Genomic DNA, 19,489 nt, shown 5'->3' with positions numbered 1-19,489 from the left:
GGAGGTGGGCGGCGCCGGGACGCCGTCCGAAACAAGCCATGAGCCGGAAGCGCCGCAGCTACGAGGCCGGGCACAAGCCGAAGTTCCTCGTGGTCATCGACGAGACGCCGGAATGCGACCGCGCCGTCTATTTCGCCGCGCGGCGCGCCGGGCGGACCAATGCCGGCATGCTGATGCTGCGGGTGATCGAAACGCAGGATCGGGCGCCGCAGTGGCTCGGGGTCGCCGACATCATGCGGGCCGAGCAGCGCGAGGAGGCCGACGCCATGCTGGCGCGCTTCGCGGCGCGCGCCAACGGCATCGCCGGAATCACGCCGGAGCGGATCGTTCGCGAGGGCGATCCGGCCACCGAGATCACCCGGCTGATCGACGAGGACGAGGACATCGCCGTGCTGGTGCTGGCCGCCGGCGACGACAAGGAGGGGCCGGGGCCGCTGGTCACCGGCCTGACCAAGTCGGCCGGGTCGTTCCCGATCCCGATGGCGATCGTGCCCGGACACCTCTCGGACGACGACCTCGACGCCATGACGTGAGGCCCCGGATCGGCTCCGAAAGGCAGCCGCGCGGGGGGGCCCCACCCGAAACGACCAGCGACCGAGACAGCGGGACGGTTGACGCCCGCCGGTCGAAGGGACATCTCTTTCGGGTCATGATGCACCCGCTGCGGCCTTGAACCGTGGCCGAGGAGAGACGCGATGTTCATCCAGACCGAATCGACCCCCAATCCCGCCACCCTGAAGTTCCTGCCGGGCCGGACCGTGCTGCCCTATGGCACGCTCGAGTTCCGCAGCAAGGCCGAGGCCGACGCCTCGCCGCTGGCGCAGCGCCTGTTCGACGTGCCGGGGGTGGCCGCCGTGTTCTTCGGCTCCGACTTCATCGCCGTCACCAAGACCGACAGCGAGTGGCAGCACATCAAGCCGGGCGTGCTGGGCGTCATCATGGAGCATTTCATGACCGACGCGCCGGTGATGGCCGAGGAAGGCCACACCCAGACGGACGACGAATTCTACGACGAGAAGGACACCGAGACGGTCGAGCTGATCAAGGACCTGATCGAGACGCGGGTGCGGCCGGCGGTCGCCAATGACGGCGGCGACATCACGTTCCGCGGCTTCGAGAACGGCGTCGTCTATCTGGCCATGAAGGGCGCCTGCTCGGGCTGCCCGTCCTCGACCGCGACGCTGCGCCACGGCATCCAGAACCTCTTGCGGCACTTCGTGCCCGAGGTGATCGAGGTGCGGCCGGTGTGAGCCGCCAAAGTCGTAGGGTGCAATGAGCGGAGCGAATTGCACCGATCATGACTGCGGCGCACAAGTCGTTTACGCGGCGCAATTCGCTCCGCTCATTGCACCCTACGCCGCCAGCCTGATCGTCCGGGCGGCCCCGGCGCCGAGGCCCGACAGGATCGCGGCCAGCCCCAGCGCGGCGTGCCAGACGGCGACCGCGCCCCAGCCGGCGGCGTCGTGGATCAGGCCGACGGCGAACGGGCCGAGCACGCCGCACAGCGTATAGCCGACGCCCTGGGCGAGACCCGACAGCCGCGCCGCCACCTGCGGGTCGCCGGCACGCAGCACGATGAAGGTCAGCGCCATCCCGAAGGCGCCGCCCTGCCCCAGCCCGAGCACGATCGAGCACAGCGGCAGCGACCACGCCGGCGCCACCACGTAGCCGGCGAGCCCGGCGATGATCAGCAGCACAGTTCCGACCGCGATGGCGCGCTGGTCGCGCAGCCGGCCGCCCAGAACCGGGGCGAGAAAGCCGCTCGGCATCTGCGACAGGTAGGACAGCGCGACCACGGCGCCGGCCGCCACCGGATCGAGCCCGCGCGCCTCCAGCATGCTGGGCGCCCAGGCGAAGGTCGAGTAGGCGAGCGAGGAGACCAGCCCCAGGAAGGACGTCACCTGCCAGGCGAGCGCCGAGCGCAGCAGGCCGGGCCGATGCGGCTGACGGCCGATCCGGGCCGGCACGGTGCCGGCGAGCTGCGGCACCAGCGCGCCGGCGGCGAGCAGCGCCGAACAGCCCCACACCATCAGGGCCCACCGCCAGCTCCCACCGAAAGCCGTTGCGAACGGCACGGCCGTCGCCGTCGACAGCGCCGCGCCAAAACCGATCGCCATGGTGTAGAGGCCCATCATCAGGCCGACCCGGTGCGGAAAGTCGCGCTTGACCAGCACGGGCGCCAGCACGCCGAGCAGGCTCATCGCCGCCCCGATCCCCACCGTGCCGAGATAGAGCGGCGCGATCCCGGCGCCGCGCAGCGCGCAGCCGGCGGCGATCCCGAGCAGCGCCCCGAACAGCACCGCCTCGACCCCGAAGCGGCGGACCAGCGGCGGCGCCAGCGGCCCGAACAGGCCGAGGCACACCACCGGCGCCATGGTCAGCACCCCGACGGCGAGGCCGGAGAGGTCGAAGTCATGCCGAATCGCCCCGATCAGCGGACCGACGCTGGTGATCGCCGGCCGCAGGTTCATGCCGATCAGCAGAACGGCGGCGACGCCCCAGGCGGGATGCAGCCGCAGCGCCGCGACGCCGCGGTGGGCCGGCGTGTCGCTCCGGGGGCCGGGCGTGGGGTCCATGGGCGTCCTCGGGGGAAGGTCGGGCGCGGACCGTGACCCGGGCAAGGCCCCGGCGCAAAGAAAATTCGCGCCCGCGATCGGAACCGCGAGCCGCGACCGTGGCCGGCGGCCGCCCGCGCCGGGCGGGATGCTGCCCTGCCGGCGGGCCGCCGCTTGAACAGCTTGCGGAATCCGCCCCGGAGCGGCAGGCTGGCAAAAATTCCCCCGGAGCGAAGCGGAGCCGATATCCCCGATGCGTTTGCTCGCCATCGATACCGCCCTGGCTGCCTGCTCCGCGGCGGTGTTCGATCTCGTCCGCGGCGGCGTGCTGGCGCACGAATCGGTGCCGATGGAGCGCGGCCACGCCGAGGCCCTGATGCCGATGATCGCCCGCATGATGAGCGAGGCCGATCTCGAGTTCACGGATCTCGACCGTATTGCCGTGACGATCGGGCCGGGCAGCTTCACGGGCCTGCGGGTCGGCGTCGCCGCGGCCCGCGGCCTCGCGCTCGCCGCCAACAAGCCGATCGTCGGCCTGACCACGCTGGCGGCGTTTGCGGCGCCCCATATCGCCAGCGACGACCGCTCGCCGCTCCTCTCGGTGATCGATGCCCGCCACGAGCAGGTCTACATGCAGCTCGTCGGCGAGGGCGGCCGGGCGATCATTCCGCCCCGCATCGCCAGCGTGCGCGAGGCGGCCCGGATCGCCACCGCCGCCCCCACCCGCATCGTCGGCTCGGCCGCCGGCCTGCTCTATGCCGCCTGGATGACGGGCGCCCGACCACCGCTCTGCGTCGACACCACGCCGGCGCCCGACATCGACTGGGTGGCGCGGCTCGGTGCCGTCGCGGCCGAGACGATGGCATCGCCGAAACCGCTCTACCTGCGCGCGCCCGATGCGCGGCCGCAGGACGGAGCCCGCCTCGCGAGGCGCTGATGGAGCTGGTCCGCCGATGGTGGAAAGGCGGTGATGCCCGGCTCGGCGCAGCGGAGCTCGCCGATGCCGCCGGGCTCGCCGTGTTGCATGCCGATTCGTTCCGCCGCGGCTGGAGCGAGGAGGAGTTCGCCCGCCTGCTCATCGACCGCAACATCATCGCCGATGTCGCGATGGTGGGCGAGGCGCTGGCCGGCTTCGTGATGTCGCGCTGCGCCGTCGAGGAGGCCGAGATTCTCTCGGTGGCGGTGGCGCCGGGCCGCCGCGGCCGCGGCATCGCCGGCCGGCTGCTGGCCGTCCATCTCGGCCGGCTGGCGGCGGCCGGGATCGAGCGGGTCTTTCTGGAGGTCGACCAGGACAACGCCCCGGGCCGCCGGCTCTATGCCGCGGCCGGCTTCCGCGAGGTCGGCCGCCGGCCGGGCTACTACGCCCGCCCCGGCGGGCCGCCGGCCGTCGCCCTGGTATTGCGGCGCGATCTGGCTTGACCTCGCTCAATGGACGATGCATCCGGCGGCTCCTATGATCCGGCCGCCCGGCAGGGTCGAACGGCGGAGCGGCGGGTGAACGAGCAGACCTCTACCAACATCGAAGCGCAGTGCGTCTCCAAGGGCATGCGGATGACCGAGCAGCGGCGGGTGATCGCCCGCGTGCTGGCGCAGTCGGACGACCATCCCGACGTCGAGGTGCTGTATCGCCGCTGCGCCCTGATCGACCCGCACATCTCGATCTCGACCGTGTACCGCACCGTCAAGCTGTTCGAGGACGCCGGCATCATCGAGCGCCACGATTTCCGCGAGGGGCGCGCCCGCTACGAGCAGATCCGCGAGAGCCACCACGACCACCTCGTCAACCTGCGCACCGGCGAGGTCATCGAGTTCCAGTCGGAGGAGATCGAGCAGCTTCAGCGCGAGATCGCGCGCCGGCTCGGCTACCGGCTGATCGACCATCGCCTCGAGCTCTACGCGGTGCCGCTGGACGACAAGGCCGCCTCGTGATGCTCCGGCTCGCCGTCACGGCGGCGGGGTTTGCGCTCGCGACGGTCGCGCTGCTGCCCTTCCAGTGGGTGTCGGTACGCTTCTCACTGCCGCTGCGGCGCCTGATTCCCCCCCTGTTCCACCGCATCGTCTGCCTGCTGTTCGGCGTGCGCGTTCACGAGATCGGCCGGCCGGCCACGCAGCGACCGCTGCTGATCGTCTCGAACCACGCCTCGTGGCTCGACATCGCCGTGATCACGTCGCGGCTGCCGGTGGTGTTCGTCGCCAAGAGCGAGATCGCCTCCTGGCCGCTGTTCGGGCTGTTCGCCAAGCTGCAGCGCTCGGTGTTCGTCGACCGGGCGCGCCGCCACAAGACCCGCGACGTCAATGCCGAGATCGCCCGAAGGCTGGCCGAGGGCGACCCGGTCGTGCTGTTCGGCGAGGGCACGTCGAGCGACGGCAACCGGGTGCTGCCGTTCCGCTCCGCTCTGATCGGGGCGGCCGGCGAGGCGCTGGCCGAGGCCGACCATGCGGCGCCCGTCACCATCCAGCCGTTGTCGATCGCCTATACGGGCTTCCAGGGCCTGCCGATGGGGCGCCAGCACCGGCCGGTGGCCGCTTGGTACGGCGCCGCCGACCTCGTCCCCCACCTCCTTCATATCGGCCGCCATGGCGGGCTCGACGTGACGGTGACCTGGGGCGAGCCGCTCCGCTTCGGCGAGGGCTCGGAGCGCAAGGCCGTGACCCGCGCGCTGGAGGAGAGCGTGCGCCGCCTCACCACCGACGCGCTGCGGGGCCGGAATACGGGACGGCGGGCACGCCGACAAGACCTCGCCACAAGCCTCCAAGGTGCTGATTAAATTTGATTTTTATCACCCTCGCCCGGCAATCCCGTCGCCTGCCATTCCATTTTCGGCAAAAAGCCGCTAGACGAAGCGGTGAGCACACGGCGCCGCGGACCCGCGATCGAGGCGGGCGTACAGGGTCTTCCGTCCGGGTCACCGGGCGGTCGCGACGGGGTTTCCGGTGGATCGGTGCGCGAAAAGACGGCTGGCGCGATGGCACGGCGCCGTCCGCGCACTACATGGGCCACGAGGGGCGGCGGCGACCATGACGACCGCGCGCCCGGAGAAGACGTCGAGGCAATGTCGAGCGTGACCAGCGGCCCGCGCAAGCTCTACGTGAAGTCGTACGGCTGCCAGATGAACGTCTACGATTCGCAGCGCATGGCCGACGTCCTGGCGCGCGAGGGCTATGTCGAGACGGCCGCGCCCGACGACGCCGACCTCCTGGTGCTCAACACCTGCCATATCCGCGAGAAGGCCGCCGAGAAGGTCTATTCCGAGCTCGGCCGCCTGCGCGTTCTCAAGGCGGCCGCCGCCCGCGACGGCCGGCGCCTCACGGTCGCGGTCGCCGGTTGCGTCGCCCAGGCCGAGGGCGAGGAGATCATCCGCCGGGCGCCCGTGGTCGACCTCGTGGTCGGACCGCAGAGCTATCACCGCCTGCCCGACCTGGTCGCCCGCGCGGAGCGCGACGGCCGGGTCGTCGACACCGAGTTTCCGGCCGACGACAAGTTCGACCACCTGGCGGCTCCGACCTCGGCCGCGACAAGGGCGCGGGGCGCCGCCGCCTTCGTCACCGTGCAGGAGGGCTGCGACAAGTTCTGCACCTTCTGCGTCGTGCCCTATACGCGGGGCGCCGAGTTTTCGCGGCCGGTTCAGAAGATCGTCGCCGAGGTCGAGCGCCTCGCCGACGCCGGCGTGCGCGAAATCCGGCTGATCGGCCAGAACGTCAATGCCTGGCACGGCGACGGACCGGACGGCCGCGCCTGGACGCTGGCGCGCCTCCTCTATCGGCTGGCCGAGATCCCCGGCGTCGCCCGGCTGCGCTACACCACCAGCCACCCGCGCGACATGGATGCGGACCTGATCGCCGCCCATGGAAACCTGCCGGCCCTGATGCCGCAGCTCCATCTGCCGGTGCAGTCGGGTGCGGACCGCGTGCTCGCCGCGATGAATCGCCGGCACGACTGCGCCGGATATCTCGACGTGATCGCCCGCCTGAAGGCGGCACGGCCCGACATTGCGCTGTCGTCGGACTTCATCGTCGGCTTCCCGGGCGAGACCGAGGCCGAGTTCCGCGACACGCTCGCGCTGGTCGACGCGGTCGGCTTCGCCGGCGCCTACTCGTTCAAGTATTCGCCGCGGCCCGGCACGCCGGCCGCCGACAGCGACGCGCAGGTGCCGGAGGCCGAGAAGACCGAGCGCCTCGCCCGCCTGCAGGCGCGCATCGACCACCACGCGGGCGCCTTCAACGCGGCGACGGTCGGCCGCACGGCCGAGATCCTCTTGGAACACCCCGGCAAGCATGCGGGCCAGATGGTCGGCCGCTCACCCTGGATGCAGGCCGTGCAGGTCATGGCCCCGACATCGTCGCGGGGCCAGATCGTGTCCGTGCGAATCAGCGGAACCGGCACCAACAGCCTGTACGGCACGCTTCTCGCAACGCCCCGGCCCGACGACGCGGCGCCGTGGCAGGACGATTCTCTCCGCAGCGAGCCCGTGTGCGTCGCCGGCGCAGGACCCTGACACCACCGTGCCAAGACGCGACCCCGACACCCCATCGCTGATGCCGCCCGCCGAGGAGGCACAGATGGTGCTCGCCTTCGACGACAATCGGCTGGCGCTCGCGCTGTTCGGCCAATACGGCCAGAACCTCGCGCTGATCGAGCGCCGGCTCGGCGTGACGGCCGATTCGCGCGGCAACCACGTCACGCTCGGCGGCCCGCGCGACGCCTGCGAGCAGGCGCGCCGCGTGCTGGAGACGCTCTACGAGCATCTCTCGCAGGGGCACGATCTCGGCCAGGGCGACGTCGAGGGCGCCATCCGGCTCGCCATCGCCCAGGGCTCGCTGTTCGACTACGCCGACGCCTCGGGGCGCGCGAGCTTCGAGGAGATCAACCTGCGCAAGCGCCTGGTGCGGGCCCGCACGCCGGGACAGGATGCCTATATCCGGGCGCTGCGGCGCCACGCGCTGGTGTTCGGCGCCGGCCCGGCCGGCACCGGCAAGACCTGGCTCGCCGTCGCCCAGGCGGTGGCGCTGTTCGAGCGCAAGGAGGTCGACCGCATCATCCTGTCGCGGCCGGCCGTCGAGGCCGGCGAGCGGCTGGGCTTCCTCCCGGGCGACATGCGCGAAAAGGTCGATCCCTATCTGCGGCCGATCTACGATGCCCTGTTCGACCTGATGGATGCCCGCATCGTCGAGCGCGCCCTGCAGACCGGCGAGATCGAGATCGCGCCGCTCGCTTTTATGCGCGGCCGTACGCTCGCCAACGCGGCCGTGATCCTCGACGAGGCGCAGAACACCACCTCGATGCAGATGAAGATGTTCCTCACCCGACTGGGCGAGAACGCCCGCATGATCGTCACGGGCGATCCGAGCCAGGTCGATCTGCCGCCTGGCCAGACGTCGGGCCTCTCGGAGGCGCTGCGCCTGCTCGCCGATGTCGAGGGCGTCGGCACCGTGACGTTCAGCAACGAGGACGTGGTCCGCCACGAGCTGGTCGCCCGCATCGTCGCCGCCTATGACCGCGCCGGCGCATCCGCCGAGCGCCCGGCGCCGTCCGGCGAACGCGGCAACCGCAAGCGCGAGGGCGGCGCATGACGATCCAGCACGACGCCGGCTCGCCCGCGGTTCTCCTGGAGGAGACGCTCGACGTCGTCCTCGAGTCGCCCCTCTGGCAGGACGCGATGCCGGCCGCCGAGACCGTCGTCCGCCGCGCCGTGGCGGCGACCTTGCCGTCCGAGTTCCGCGGTGCCGAGCTTTGCGTGATGCTCGGCGACGATGCCGCCGTCCGCGACCTGAATTCCCGCTACCGCGGCCGCGACTCCGCCACCAATGTGCTATCGTTCCCGGCCTTGCGCGACGGCACGCCGACGGCGGCCGGCTCCGCGCTGCCGACCCTGCTGGGCGACGTGGTGATCGCGTTCGAGACCGTCCGGGCCGAGGCGGAGAGCGAAGGAAAATCGTTGGACCATCACCTGTCCCACCTGGTCGTGCACGGCGTTCTCCACCTGCTCGGCTACGACCACGAGACCGACGCCGAGGCCGACCTCATGGAGGGTCGCGAGCGGGACATCCTGGCGTCGCTCGCCGTCCCCGATCCCTATGCCGGACGCGAATGCGCCTGACCGCCACCACCATGCCCGACGACCCGCCCAGTCGAAGCGATCCGAACGAGCCGGCGAGCGACCGCCGCACCGTCACGGCAAGCGACCCCCACACCCTCGTGGCGGGCGACTCGCACACCGTCATGGCGGGAGACTCCCGCGCCCTGCCGGTGCCGGCCTTGCGCGGAGAGGTGCTTCCGCGCGAGACCAGCGAAGGCTGGGTGCAGCGCATGCTGCGCGCGCTGTTCGGCTGGAAGCCCGGCTCGGTACGCTCCGACATCGCCGTGCTGCTCGACGGCAGCGCGCCGGCCGACAGCGGCTTCTCGCCGGAAGAGCGGGCGATGCTCAAGAACATCCTCGATCTGCGGGAGCGGCGCAGCGAGGACATCATGGTGCCGCGCGCCGACATCGTCGCGGTCCACCAGGACATCGCCGTCGGCGAGCTCGTCAAGGTGTTCGAGAATGCCGGCCATTCGCGGCTCGTCGTCTATGACGACACGCTCGACGATCCGGTCGGCATGGTGCACATCCGCGACCTCCTCGCCTTCATGGCGACGCGGGCGGCGGTGCCGCCGCCGAGCAGCAAGCGCAAGAAACGATTCCCGGCCGATCTCGATCTGCGCGCCATCGATCTCGCAATGCCGCTGTCGCAGACCAAGATCATCCGCACCATCCTGTTCGTGCCGCCGTCCATGCCAGCGCTCGACCTGCTCGCCAAGATGCAGGCGACCCGGGTGCACCTGGCGCTGGTGATCGACGAATACGGCGGTACCGACGGCATCATCTCGATCGAGGATCTGGTCGAGCAGATCGTCGGCGACATCGAGGACGAGCACGACGAGGAGAGCGTCCGCACCGTGGTGCGCCAGCCGGACGGCTCGTTCCTGGCCGATGCGCGCGCCCCGCTCGAGGACGTGGTCGCCACTGTCGGCACCGAGTTCGACGTCGGCGACGCCGCCGAGGAGGTCGACACGCTGGGCGGCTATCTGGTCACCCGGGTCGGCCGCGTGCCGGTGCGCGGCGAGATCGTGCCCGGCCCCGAGCCGTTCGAGATCGAGGTGCTCGACGCCGATCCGCGCCGCGTCAAGCGGGTGAAGATCTCCCGCAGCAAACAGCGCCGCAACGCCCGCGAGCAGAAGCGCGAGCCCGAGGAGGGCGGCCGCGGCCCGCATCGCGATGCCGCAGCCGAGACGCCGCCCGACGGGGCGGCCCCGCCGGCCTCCGGCCCACGCGGCCCGGCCCAGCCGTGAACCTCGCCCGGGTCGCCCAGCCGATCGTCCTCGCCTGGGGGGTGAGACGGGCCCTGATCGCCGTCCTGGCGGGGGCCGCCTCGACGCTCGCGATGGCGCCCCTGCATGCCTGGCCCGCCCTCTTCATCACCTTCCCGCTGGTGGTCTGGCTGATCGACGGCGCCGGCGCCGGCCGCTGGAACGGGGTCGGTGCCGCCGCCGCGGCGGGCTGGTGGTTCGGCTTCGGCTATTTCCTCGCCGGGCTGTACTGGATCGGCGCCGCCTTCCTGGTCGACGCCGACAAGTTCGGCTGGCTGCTGGTGCCTGCCGTGCTGGTCCTGCCGGCCGGGCTCGCCGTGTTCATGGCGGCGGGATTTGCGCTCGCCCGGTTCCTGTGGACGCCCGGCCCGGTCCGCGTCGTCACCCTGGCGGCGGCGCTCACATTGAGCGAGTGGCTGCGCGGCCATGTGCTCACCGGCTTCCCGTGGAACGCCTTCGGCTACGCCTTCGCCGAGCCGCTGGCGCTCGCGCAGGGCTTTGCGCTGGTCGGCCTGTGGGGCATGACGTTCCTGGCCGTGCTGGTGTTCGCCACGCCGGCCGTGCTGGCCGACGAGCCGGCCGACACGCCGCGGCCCTGGCTGCTGCCGTCGATCGCCGGCGCCCTCCTGGTGGCGCTCGCGGCGTTCGGGATCGCCCGGCTCGCCACCACGCCCACCACCTTCGTCGATGGCGTGCGGCTGCGCCTGATGCAGCCCAACATTCCGCAGGACCAGCGCTTCACCTACGCCGCCAAGGCCGACGTGATGCGGCGCTATCTGACGCTGTCGAACCGGGCGACCGGCGAGCGCTCGCGCGGCGTCGCCGACGCGACTCACCTGATCTGGCCCGAATCGGCCTTCCCGTTCTTCGTCGCCCGCGAGCCCGACGCGCTCGCCTCGATCGCCGACCTGCTGCCCGAGGGCACCGTGCTGATCACCGGTGCGGCGCGGCTCTCGGAGACGTCGCGGCCGGGCAATATCGAGGCCTACAACTCGGTCTACGTATTCGACCACGCCGGCTCGATCCTGTCGCTCTACGACAAGGTGCATCTGGTGCCGTTCGGCGAATACGTGCCGTTCCGCGGCCTGCTCGCCCGGCTCGGCATCGAGCAGCTCGTGCGGATCCCGGGTGGCTTCCTGGCCGGAGACCGGCTACGCAGCATCGCGACGCCGCAGGCGCCGCCCTTCGTGCCGCTGGTCTGCTACGAGGCGATCTTCCCGCATGCCGTGCTGCCGCGCGGCGAGCGGCCGGGCTGGCTTCTCAACCTGACCAACGACGCCTGGTTCGGCATCACGCCCGGCCCCTGGCAGCACCTGCTGCAGGCCCGCATGCGCGCCGTCGAGGAAGGCCTGCCGCTGGTGCGCGCCGCCAACACCGGGATCTCGGCCGTGATCGACCCGGTCGGCCGCACCGTGGCGCAGCTCGCCCTCGGCCGCGAGGGCGTTCTCGACTCCGACCTGCCGGGGCGGCTGTCGGCACCGCTCTATGCCCGAACCGGCGACGCACCGGCGGCCGCCGTGGTGGTGCTGGCCCTGATCGGCGCCGCCTGGCGGCGAAGGCGCCGCCGGACCTGACTGCCTCCCGGCAGGCGAGTGTCCCGGCCCAAATGCGCGCCTGATCGCCGGACAGACTTCGTATATCGCGTGTGGGGAGCGTGCGACCGCCGCCCCCGCGTCAGTTTGACACAGCCAACAGAGGTACCACGGTGCCTATTAAGCTGTTTTCACCCTTGGGGGCCGCCTTAAACGGCGAAGTTCGGCTGTCGACAGCCGTACCGTGTGCATACCAGTCTTGCGTCAGAAGCGGCCAAAACTAGCGCAATTACAGGTACCATCCTGCTGACAGGGCGCCGCGAGAAGGATACACAGCCTGCGTACAACCGGCGCCCACCGCGCTGCCCGAAATCCAGCCTCCAGGCAAATTCCCCGCGGTCCAACAGGCTTTAGCGGATAGACGTGGACCGATTGATCAAGCAAGTTACAGCATTGTTCATTAACTTGCATTGGTAAGCCCTCACAAACGAGGGTAGTGTTCATTTATTCCCATTCGAGTCGATTTCATTTCTGTTTTGAGGGTGACTGGAACAGCTATGCAATCCTGTGATTGCACAGCTTGGACTTTCGGCGGTAACACGTGGCGGCGGGGACATGAGGAGAGAGAGAAAATGATAGCCAAGAAGGCTCCGAACCCCATCGACAAACATGTCGGGAGCCGTGTCCGTATGCGCCGCATGATGTTGGGAATGAGCCAGGAGAAGCTCGGTGACGCGCTGAGCCTGACGTTCCAGCAGGTGCAGAAATACGAGAAGGGGACCAACCGGATCGGCGCGAGCCGTCTCCAGCAGATCGCCCATATCCTTCAGGTGCCGGTCGCCTTCTTCTTCGAGGGTGCCCCCGATCTCGGCGACGGCCCGGTCAACGGTCTCGCCGAGGCCCCGTCCCCGGCCTACATCTCCGACTTCCTGGCGACCTCGGACGGCCTCGCGCTGACCAAGGCCTTCATGCGCATCCGCGACGCAAAGCTGCGCCGGCGCATCGTCGACCTGGTCGAGCAGATCGCCGTCGAGCCAGTCGAAAACGGCAACGGTGGCGTCGAGCACTGACCAGCGGCGTCCTCCGACCCGCCCCCACCGCGAGACACGACCCCCGGCGCGCCCCAGTGGCGCGCCGTTTTCGTTCTGCAGCGCGTGCGGCAAAAGTGGATTGCGATTTTGCGTCAGAACGTGCGCAAGGATTCTAAAGACTCTAGAGCTGGAGCGTTATCTTCACCCGAACCGGTTCCCACCTCGCTTGAAAACGCTCTCGGGCCGCCCCATCGGCGCGGGCCGAGCCGTCACGTTATATCCTCTGCATCTTGACCGGGCAGGGGTACGCTGCAAGAACAGGCGCCGATTTGAACGACGCGGAGGTCCGCGTCCCGGGCTGGAGAGTCAACGTGTCCCGCGCGAGCTATCTATTCACCAGCGAATCCGTGTCGGAAGGCCATCCCGACAAGGTCTGCGACCGCATCTCCGACGAAATCGTCGACCTGTTTTTCCGAGAAGGCCCGATTGCCGGCATCGATCCGTGGCAGCTCCGCGTCGCCTGCGAGACGATGGCGACCACCAACCAGGTTGTAATCGCCGGTGAGACCCGTGGGCCGAAGTCGATCACGGCCGATCTGGTCCGCCACGTCGCCCGTCTGGCGATCCGCGACATCGGCTACGAGCAGGACGGCTTCCACTGGGAGAAGGCCGACATCAAGGTGCTGCTGCACCCGCAGTCCGCCGACATCGCCCAGGGCGTCGACGCCGCCGGCAACAAGGACGAGGGCGCCGGCGACCAGGGCATCATGTTCGGCTATGCGTGCCGCGAGACGCCCGAGCTGATGCCCGCGCCGCTCTATTACGCCCATCGCATCCTCAAGCTGATGTCAGAGGCGCGGCGCAGCGGCGAGACCGAGGCGCTCGGCCCCGACGCCAAGAGCCAGGTGACGGTCCGCTACGAGAACGGCAAGCCGGTCGAGGTCACCCAGATCGTGGTGTCGACCCAGCATCTCGACGAGAAGCTGTCGTCCCACGACATCAAGGCGATCATCGAGCCTTACGTGCTCAAGGCGCTGCCGTCCGGCTGGATCACCAAGCAGACCACCTGGCATGTCAACCCGACCGGCAAGTTCGTCATCGGCGGCCCGGACGGGGACTGCGGCCTGACCGGCCGCAAGATCATCGTCGACACCTATGGCGGCGCGGCTCCGCACGGCGGCGGCGCCTTCTCGGGCAAGGACCCGACCAAGGTCGACCGCTCGGCCGCCTATGCGGCGCGCTATCTCGCCAAGAACGTCGTCGCCGCTTCGATCGCCGAGCGCTGCACCATCCAGCTCGCCTATGCGATCGGCGTGGCGAAGCCGCTGGCGCTCTATGTCGACCTGCACGGCACCGGCCACGACGTCAGCGAGGCCAAGGTCGAGAAAGCGCTGAGCGAGGTGATGGACCTCACGCCGCGCGGCATCCGCGAGCATCTCGGCCTCAACCGGCCGATCTATGCCCGCACCTCCGCCTACGGCCATTTCGGCCGCGCCCCGGAGGCCGACGGCGGCTTCTCGTGGGAGCGCACCGACATCGTCGAGGCGATCCGCAGCGCCGTCGCCTGAGGCGATCGCGACTCGCGTCGGACGATCGAGACAGCCGACGGAGCGGATGCGCTTCGTCGGCTTTTTCGTCGCCGGACGGCACCATGGTGGACCTGCATGGACGGTGATCCGAAGCCGCCGGACGTCTCGGCGCCGCGTGCCTTTTTCGGCCGCCGCAAGGGCCACACCCTGCGCCCCCACCATGCCGACCTCATCGCCACCCTGCTGCCGCGCCTCGCCGTCGACCTGTCGGCGCCGCCGCCGATGCCGCTCGGCGCCCTGTTCGATCCGCCCCGCCCCCGCATGCGCCTGGAGATCGGCTTCGGCGGCGGCGAGCATCTGGCCGCCGAGGCAGTCGCCGATCCGGCCGCCGGCTTCGTCGGCTGCGAGCCCTTCGTCAACGGCATGGCGCAGGGCCTCGCCCTGATCGAGCGCGACAACCTCGCCAATGTGCGCCTTCACCACGGCGACGCCGCCGACCTCATCGCCTGGCTGCCCGACGCCTCGCTGGCGCGGATCGACCTGCTCTATCCCGACCCGTGGCCGAAGCGCCGACACTGGAAGCGCCGCTTCGTTCAGGACGACAGCGTCACTTGGCTCGCCCGGGTGCTGGCCGACGGGGCCGAGTTCCGCTTCGCCTCCGACTGGGCCGACTATGCCGCCTGGACGCTCGAGCGCCTGCTGCGCTGCCCGGACTTTTCCTGGACGGCCGAGCGGGCCGACGACTGGCGCAAGCCCTGGGCGGGCTGGACCCGTACCCGCTACGAGGCCAAGGCGATCCGCGAGGGCCGCACGCCCTGCTACCTGGTGTTTCGGCGCGTTTCGCGCAATTGAATCCGTCTCGCACGGGCTCGACCCGCGCATCCATCGCTCTTCAAAAAAGACTGTCTCGCAGAGAGATGGATCGCCGGGTCAAGCCCGGCGATGACAGGGAGAGCAGGTCTTGGGCGCCCAGGCGAGCGCCTGCTCGAGCCGGTCGTTGCCCCAGAAGAGCTCGCCGTCGGCGGTGACGAAGCTCGGCGCGCCGAACAGCCCCAGCCGCTGGGCCTCCGCCGTCTCGTCGCGCAGGCGCGCCTTGGCGGCAGGGCCGGCGGCCTCCGCCAGGACCGCGGTGGCATCGACCCCGAGCTGCGACAGCAGCGCCGTGATGACGTCGGGGTCGTCGATCGCCCGCCCCTCCCCGAGCGCCGCCCGAAAGACCGCGACGCAGAACGCCTCGCCCCAGCCACGATCGCCCGCCCCATCGGCACCCAGGCCGACCAGGGCGACCCGGGCCGCCAGCACGCTCTTCGCCGGAAAAGCCGGCGGCCGGCGCAGCGGCAGGCCGAGATCGGCGCAGACCCGCTCGAGGTCGCGCCACATATAGCGGCCCTTGGCCGGGTAGATGTTGAACGGCGAGGTGTCCCAGCCCTGCGCCTTGAAGATCGGGCCGAGCAGGAACGGGCGGAAGCGCAAGCGGACCCCGGCTGCTTGCGCCAGCGGGCCGATCCGCACCAGGGCCGGATACGAATAGGTCGAGGCGAACTCGAACCAGACGTCGAGGCACGGCGGCGCATCAGCGTTCGAAGGCGCCGGGACGAGGGCCATGTCGGTCTCCGAAGGCGATCGGCCGGGGACGACCTGTCCCGCGGTCCTGCCTTGATGGCATACCGCCCCGAGGCGGGCGACCCCCGCGATCGGCGACCGCCTGACCTCCGGAACGGATGCCGGCGGGCTTCCTCTTGCGAAATCGGCGCCACCCGCTATATTCCGGCGTGTCTGAGGACACCTCATAACGGTCGGATATCCGAACGGTTGGTGAGAGTGGGGCCCGCCCGGGACCCGCTCTTTTTTGTTACTTGCGTGATCGACGTTGTCGTCGCGACACGCCGCCCGGGCAAGATTTACGAGGATCTGCTGGTCGGGACATGACGGAGACGATCGACAGCGCAATGGTCGAGGGCGTCGTGATCGAGAGCGCGCTCGACGAGCCGCGCCTGATCGCGGAGAGCGGGCTCGCGGCCCGGGTCGCCGCTGTCGTCGTACCGGTGCTGACCGAGCTCGGCTTCCGGCTGGTGCGCGTGAAGATTTCCGCGATCGACGGCTGCACCGTACAGGTGATGGCGGAGCGGCCCGACGGCACCATGCAGATCGACGACTGCGAGGCGGTCTCGCGCACCCTGTCGCCGGTGCTCGACGAGGTCGACCCGATCGATCGCGAATACCGGCTGGAGGTCTCCTCCCCCGGTATCGACCGACCGCTGGTGCGGCTGTGCGACTTCCTGCGCGCCGAGGGCCACGTCGCCAAGATCGAGATGGCGGTGGCGGTCGGCCGCCAGAAGCGTTTCCGCGGCACGCTGGCCGGGGTGGACGGACGCGCGGCCCGTCTCCATATCGAGCAGGCGGACGGCGCGACCGAGGACGTGCTGCTGCCCATCGAGGACATGCAGGACGCCAAGCTGGTGCTCACCGACGCGCTGGTCGCGGAGGCGTTGCGGCGCGCCAAGACCGAAGAGAAACGCGGCAAGGCCGACGAGAGAGAAGCGCGCCGCGAGCGGACGGCGCGCCGCAAGGACCGTATCGCATCCCGCAATTCTTCCCACGACGGGGGGGCCTCGGCGCAAAAGCCGGCTCCTCCGCGTCCCGACGGAGACTGATCCATGGCTGTCGTCAGCGCCAACAAGCTCGAGCTTCTGCAGATCGCGGATGCCGTCGCGCGCGAGAAGTCGATCGACCGCAGCATCGTCATCCAGGCCATGGAGGACGCGATCGCCAAGGCGGCGCGCTCGCGCTACGGCAGCGAGACCGACGTCCACGCCGAGATCGATCCCAAGAAGGGCGAGCTCCGCCTCGCCCGCCACATGCTGGTGGTCGAGACGGTCGAAAACCCGGCCAACCAGATCAGCCTCGACGACGCCCGCAAGCACAATCCCGCCGCCCAGGTCGGCGACACCATCGCGGACACGTTGCCGCCGCTCGAATACGGGCGCATCGCCGCCCAGTCGGCCAAGCAGGTGATCGTGCAGAAGGTGCGCGAGGCCGAGCGCGACCGGCAGTACCAGGAGTACAAGGACCGCATCGGCGACATCGTCAACGGCGTCGTCAAGCGGGTCGAGTACGGCAACGTCGTCGTCGATCTCGGCCGCGGCGAGGCGATCGTGCGGCGCGACGAGATGCTGCCGCGCGAGGTGTTCCGCAACGGCGACCGCATCCGCGCCTACATCTACGACGTCCGCCGCGAGCCGCGCGGTCCGCAGATCTTTTTGTCCCGCACCCATCCGCAGTTCATGGCGAAGCTGTTCACCCAGGAGGTGCCGGAGATCTACGACGGCATCGTCGAGGTGAAGGCGGTGGCCAGGGATCCGGGATCGCGGGCAAAAATCGCCGTGATCTCGCGCGACTCGTCGGTCGACCCGGTCGGCGCCTGCGTCGGCATGCGCGGCTCGCGCGTGCAGGCCGTGGTGAACGAGCTGCAGGGCGAGAAGATCGACATCATCCCGTGGTCGCCCGACATCGCGACCTTCGTGGTCAACGCGCTCGCCCCCGCCGAGGTCGCCAAGGTGGTGCTCGACGAGGACAAGGAGCGCATCGCCGTGGTGGTGCCGGACCAGCAGCTCTCGCTCGCCATCGGCCGGCGCGGCCAGAACGTCCGCCTCGCCTCCCAGCTCACCGGCTGGGACATCGACATCCTCACCGAGCAGGAGGAGTCGGAGCGCCGCCAGGCCGACTTCGAGAAGCGCTCGAAGCTGTTCATGGAGGCGCTGAACGTCGACGAGGTGGTCGGCCAGCTCCTCGCCTCCGAGGGATTCACCTCGGTCGAGGACCTCGCGGCCGTCGACGAGAAGGAGCTCGCCACCATCGAGGGCTTCGACGAGGAGACGGCGCAGGAGCTGCAGACCCGCGCCCGCGAATACCTCGCCCAGATCGAGGCCGAGTACGACGCCAAGCGCACCGAGCTCGGCGTCGCCGACGAGGTGCGCGAGGTGCCGGGCGTCACCGGGCGGATGCTGGTCGCCTTCGGCGAGAACGGCGTCAAGACGGTCGAGGACCTCGCCGGCTGCGCCACCGACGACCTCGCCGGCTGGACCGAGCGCAAGGACGGCGAGACCAAGCGCGAGGCCGGCATCCTGGACGGCTTCGAGCTCAGCCGCGACGACTGCGAGTCGATGATCATGCAGGCCCGCGTCAAGGCGGGGTGGATCAGCGAGGCCGATCTCGCCCGGCCGGAGCCCGAGGAAACCGCCGAGGGCGACGGCGAGGACGAGGGTGCCGAGGCGCCGCAGGCCTGACAGGAGAACCGCGATCACGATGCTGGCCCGGATGGACGACGAGGGACTGCAGGACGAGGAGCTGCTGGACGCGGGGCCGCGCGGCGCCGCGGCCGAGCGGGAGCGGCTGTGCGTCGCCACCCGCACGGTGCGGCCGACCTCGGCGCTGATCCGCTTCGTCGCCGGTCCGGACGGCCACGTGGTCCCGGACATCAAGCGCAAGCTGCCCGGCCGCGGCGCCTGGGTCACGGCCGCCCGCGGCGCCGTGGCCGCGGCCGTCAAGCAGGGCGCTTTCCGTAAGGCGTTCAAAGGGAAGGCGACTGTCGGTCCCGACCTCGCCGAGGCGACCGAGCGGCTGCTCGCCCGTGCCGTCGTCGATGCGCTGGCCATCGCCCACAAGGCCGGGACCGTGGTGGCGGGCTACACCAAGGTCGAGGCGGCGCTCGCGTCGGGCGCTCCGGTCGGCCTGGTTCGGGCCCACGACGCGCGCCCCGACGGCGCCCGCAAGATCGACGCCGCCGCCGACCGCCGGCCCGGCGCGACAGACCTGCAATTACCGGTGATCGACTCGTTCGAATCTGCCGAATTGGATTTGGCACTCGGGCGGGCAAATGTGATACATGCTGCACTCCTGCCCGGGCGCGCCAGTGAAGCGGTCCTGGGGCGTTGGCGCATGCTCGAACAGTTCCGAACAGGTGTCCCCGACGCGCGGGACGACAGGCAGACGGCCGAACCATCGGCCCGAGACTAGGATCGTAATGACTGATACGAAGAACCCCGGCGAGAAGACGTTGTCGGTCGCGCAGCCGAAGACGCTGACGCTCAAGCGCAGCGGCGTCGAGCAGGGCGTCGTGCGCCAGAGCTTCAGCCATGGCCGCACCAAGTCGGTCGTGGTGGAGAAGGTCAAGCGCCGCGCCCCCGGTCCGGAACCGAAGTCCGATTCGCCGCCGCCACAGCAGAGCCACGCGCCCGCGCGCAGCCAGCCCCGCCCGCCGGGTGGCGCCGGCCCGCGCCCATCGGGCGGCGGAGGATCGCGGCCGTCCGGCGTCGTTCTGCGCACCCTCACCGAGGAGGAGCGATCGGCCCGCGCCCATGCGCTCGCCGACGCCAAGGTGCGTGAGGCCGAGGAGCGCAAGACCGCCGAGGAGGAGGCGCGCCGCCGCAACGAGCGCGAGGCCGCCGAGCGCCACGAGCGCGAGGCCGCCGAGGCCCGCAAGCGCGAGGAGGACGAC

The 19,489-nt window shown here is 70.5% G+C and carries 20 protein-coding genes; 18 read left to right on the top strand and 2 right to left on the bottom strand.

The window, feature by feature from the left end; all coding sequences use genetic code 11:
* Positions 1-38: 38 nt before the first annotated feature.
* Both HXX10_RS16185 and HXX10_RS16180 read left to right on the top strand, forming a co-directional pair.
* The gene (locus HXX10_RS16185) at positions 39-533 is read left to right on the top strand and encodes a universal stress protein (protein WP_296523792.1); all 495 of its coding nucleotides are present in this window, start codon (positions 39-41) and stop codon (positions 531-533) included.
* Positions 534-695: 162 nt separating this feature from the next.
* Positions 696-1,250, top strand: a complete 555-nt coding sequence (locus HXX10_RS16180; protein ID WP_296523791.1) for a NifU family protein — start codon at positions 696-698, stop codon at positions 1,248-1,250.
* A gap of 102 nt (positions 1,251-1,352) precedes the next feature.
* Here HXX10_RS16180 and HXX10_RS16175 read toward each other — a convergent pair whose 3' ends face one another.
* The gene (locus HXX10_RS16175) at positions 1,353-2,576 is read right to left on the bottom strand and encodes an MFS transporter (protein WP_296523790.1); all 1,224 of its coding nucleotides are present in this window, start codon (positions 2,574-2,576) and stop codon (positions 1,353-1,355) included.
* A gap of 232 nt (positions 2,577-2,808) precedes the next feature.
* Between HXX10_RS16175 and tsaB the strand changes: the two genes are divergently transcribed.
* The 12 genes from tsaB to HXX10_RS16115 all read left to right on the top strand — a co-directional run bounded on the left by tsaB (position 2,809) and on the right by HXX10_RS16115 (position 14,844).
* Positions 2,809-3,492, top strand: coding sequence for a tRNA (adenosine(37)-N6)-threonylcarbamoyltransferase complex dimerization subunit type 1 TsaB (tsaB, locus tag HXX10_RS16170; RefSeq protein ID WP_296523789.1), 684 nt, complete (start codon positions 2,809-2,811; stop codon positions 3,490-3,492).
* Complete coding sequence (locus HXX10_RS16165) at positions 3,492-3,974, top strand: GNAT family N-acetyltransferase (protein WP_296523788.1); 483 nt, start codon at positions 3,492-3,494, stop codon at positions 3,972-3,974. Before tsaB ends, HXX10_RS16165 begins: the two co-directional genes overlap by 1 nt.
* Before the next feature lie 126 nt (positions 3,975-4,100).
* Positions 4,101-4,484: a Fur family transcriptional regulator gene (locus HXX10_RS16160; RefSeq protein WP_296523866.1), complete on the top strand. Its 384-nt coding sequence runs from the start codon at positions 4,101-4,103 to the stop codon at positions 4,482-4,484.
* The gene (locus tag HXX10_RS16155; protein ID WP_296523865.1) at positions 4,484-5,323 is read left to right on the top strand and encodes a 1-acyl-sn-glycerol-3-phosphate acyltransferase; all 840 of its coding nucleotides are present in this window, start codon (positions 4,484-4,486) and stop codon (positions 5,321-5,323) included. The genes HXX10_RS16160 and HXX10_RS16155 overlap by 1 nt, the downstream gene beginning before the upstream one ends.
* 285 nt (positions 5,324-5,608) lie before the next feature.
* Positions 5,609-7,051 carry a tRNA (N6-isopentenyl adenosine(37)-C2)-methylthiotransferase MiaB gene (gene miaB / locus HXX10_RS16150; protein WP_296523787.1) on the top strand — a complete coding sequence of 481 codons (1,443 nt, stop codon included), beginning with the start codon at positions 5,609-5,611 and terminating at the stop codon, positions 7,049-7,051.
* 40 nt (positions 7,052-7,091) lie between these two features.
* Positions 7,092-8,126: a PhoH family protein gene (locus tag HXX10_RS16145; RefSeq protein ID WP_296523864.1), complete on the top strand. Its 1,035-nt coding sequence runs from the start codon at positions 7,092-7,094 to the stop codon at positions 8,124-8,126.
* Positions 8,123-8,653 (top strand): rRNA maturation RNase YbeY, encoded by a 531-nt coding sequence (gene ybeY / locus HXX10_RS16140; RefSeq protein WP_296523786.1) that lies wholly within the window; start codon positions 8,123-8,125, stop codon positions 8,651-8,653. Before HXX10_RS16145 ends, ybeY begins: the two co-directional genes overlap by 4 nt.
* 122 nt (positions 8,654-8,775) lie before the next feature.
* Entirely contained in the window at positions 8,776-9,882 is a 1,107-nt protein-coding gene (locus tag HXX10_RS16135) for a hemolysin family protein (RefSeq protein WP_296523863.1), read from the top strand.
* The gene (gene lnt / locus HXX10_RS16130; protein WP_296523785.1) at positions 9,879-11,474 is read left to right on the top strand and encodes an apolipoprotein N-acyltransferase; all 1,596 of its coding nucleotides are present in this window, start codon (positions 9,879-9,881) and stop codon (positions 11,472-11,474) included. Before HXX10_RS16135 ends, lnt begins: the two co-directional genes overlap by 4 nt.
* A 593-nt stretch (positions 11,475-12,067) precedes the next feature.
* Entirely contained in the window at positions 12,068-12,502 is a 435-nt protein-coding gene (locus HXX10_RS16125; RefSeq protein ID WP_367141989.1) for a helix-turn-helix domain-containing protein, read from the top strand.
* Between the two features lie 332 nt (positions 12,503-12,834).
* Entirely contained in the window at positions 12,835-14,031 is a 1,197-nt protein-coding gene (gene metK / locus HXX10_RS16120; protein ID WP_296523783.1) for a methionine adenosyltransferase, read from the top strand.
* A 96-nt stretch (positions 14,032-14,127) separates the two neighbouring features.
* Complete coding sequence (locus HXX10_RS16115; protein ID WP_296523782.1) at positions 14,128-14,844, top strand: tRNA (guanosine(46)-N(7))-methyltransferase TrmB; 717 nt, start codon at positions 14,128-14,130, stop codon at positions 14,842-14,844.
* Positions 14,845-14,922: 78 nt separating this feature from the next.
* Here HXX10_RS16115 and HXX10_RS16110 read toward each other — a convergent pair whose 3' ends face one another.
* Positions 14,923-15,597 (bottom strand): 2-hydroxychromene-2-carboxylate isomerase, encoded by a 675-nt coding sequence (locus HXX10_RS16110; RefSeq protein WP_296523781.1) that lies wholly within the window; start codon positions 15,595-15,597, stop codon positions 14,923-14,925.
* Positions 15,598-15,917: 320 nt separating this feature from the next.
* On the opposite strand from HXX10_RS16110, the gene rimP reads away from it, so the two are divergent.
* The 4 genes from rimP to HXX10_RS16090 form a co-directional block, all read left to right on the top strand.
* Positions 15,918-16,646 (top strand): ribosome maturation factor RimP, encoded by a 729-nt coding sequence (gene rimP, locus HXX10_RS16105; RefSeq protein ID WP_296523780.1) that lies wholly within the window; start codon positions 15,918-15,920, stop codon positions 16,644-16,646.
* Between the two features lie 3 nt (positions 16,647-16,649).
* Positions 16,650-18,278: a transcription termination factor NusA gene (nusA, locus tag HXX10_RS16100; protein WP_296523779.1), complete on the top strand. Its 1,629-nt coding sequence runs from the start codon at positions 16,650-16,652 to the stop codon at positions 18,276-18,278.
* Between the two features lie 19 nt (positions 18,279-18,297).
* Positions 18,298-19,008 (top strand): RNA-binding protein, encoded by a 711-nt coding sequence (locus HXX10_RS16095; protein WP_296523778.1) that lies wholly within the window; start codon positions 18,298-18,300, stop codon positions 19,006-19,008.
* A gap of 7 nt (positions 19,009-19,015) precedes the next feature.
* Positions 19,016-19,489, top strand: a 474-nt coding sequence (locus HXX10_RS16090) for a translation initiation factor IF-2 associated domain-containing protein (RefSeq protein WP_296523777.1), incomplete at its 3' end; no start/stop codon positions are given.

Origin of the sequence: Rhodoplanes sp. (assembly GCF_013377085.1) — a bacterium.
In the GTDB taxonomy this organism is placed as follows: Bacteria; Pseudomonadota; Alphaproteobacteria; order Rhizobiales; family Xanthobacteraceae; genus Rhodoplanes.
The sequence above is the reverse complement of the archived record's forward strand: the minus strand, read 5'-3'. Positions and strand labels throughout refer to the sequence as shown.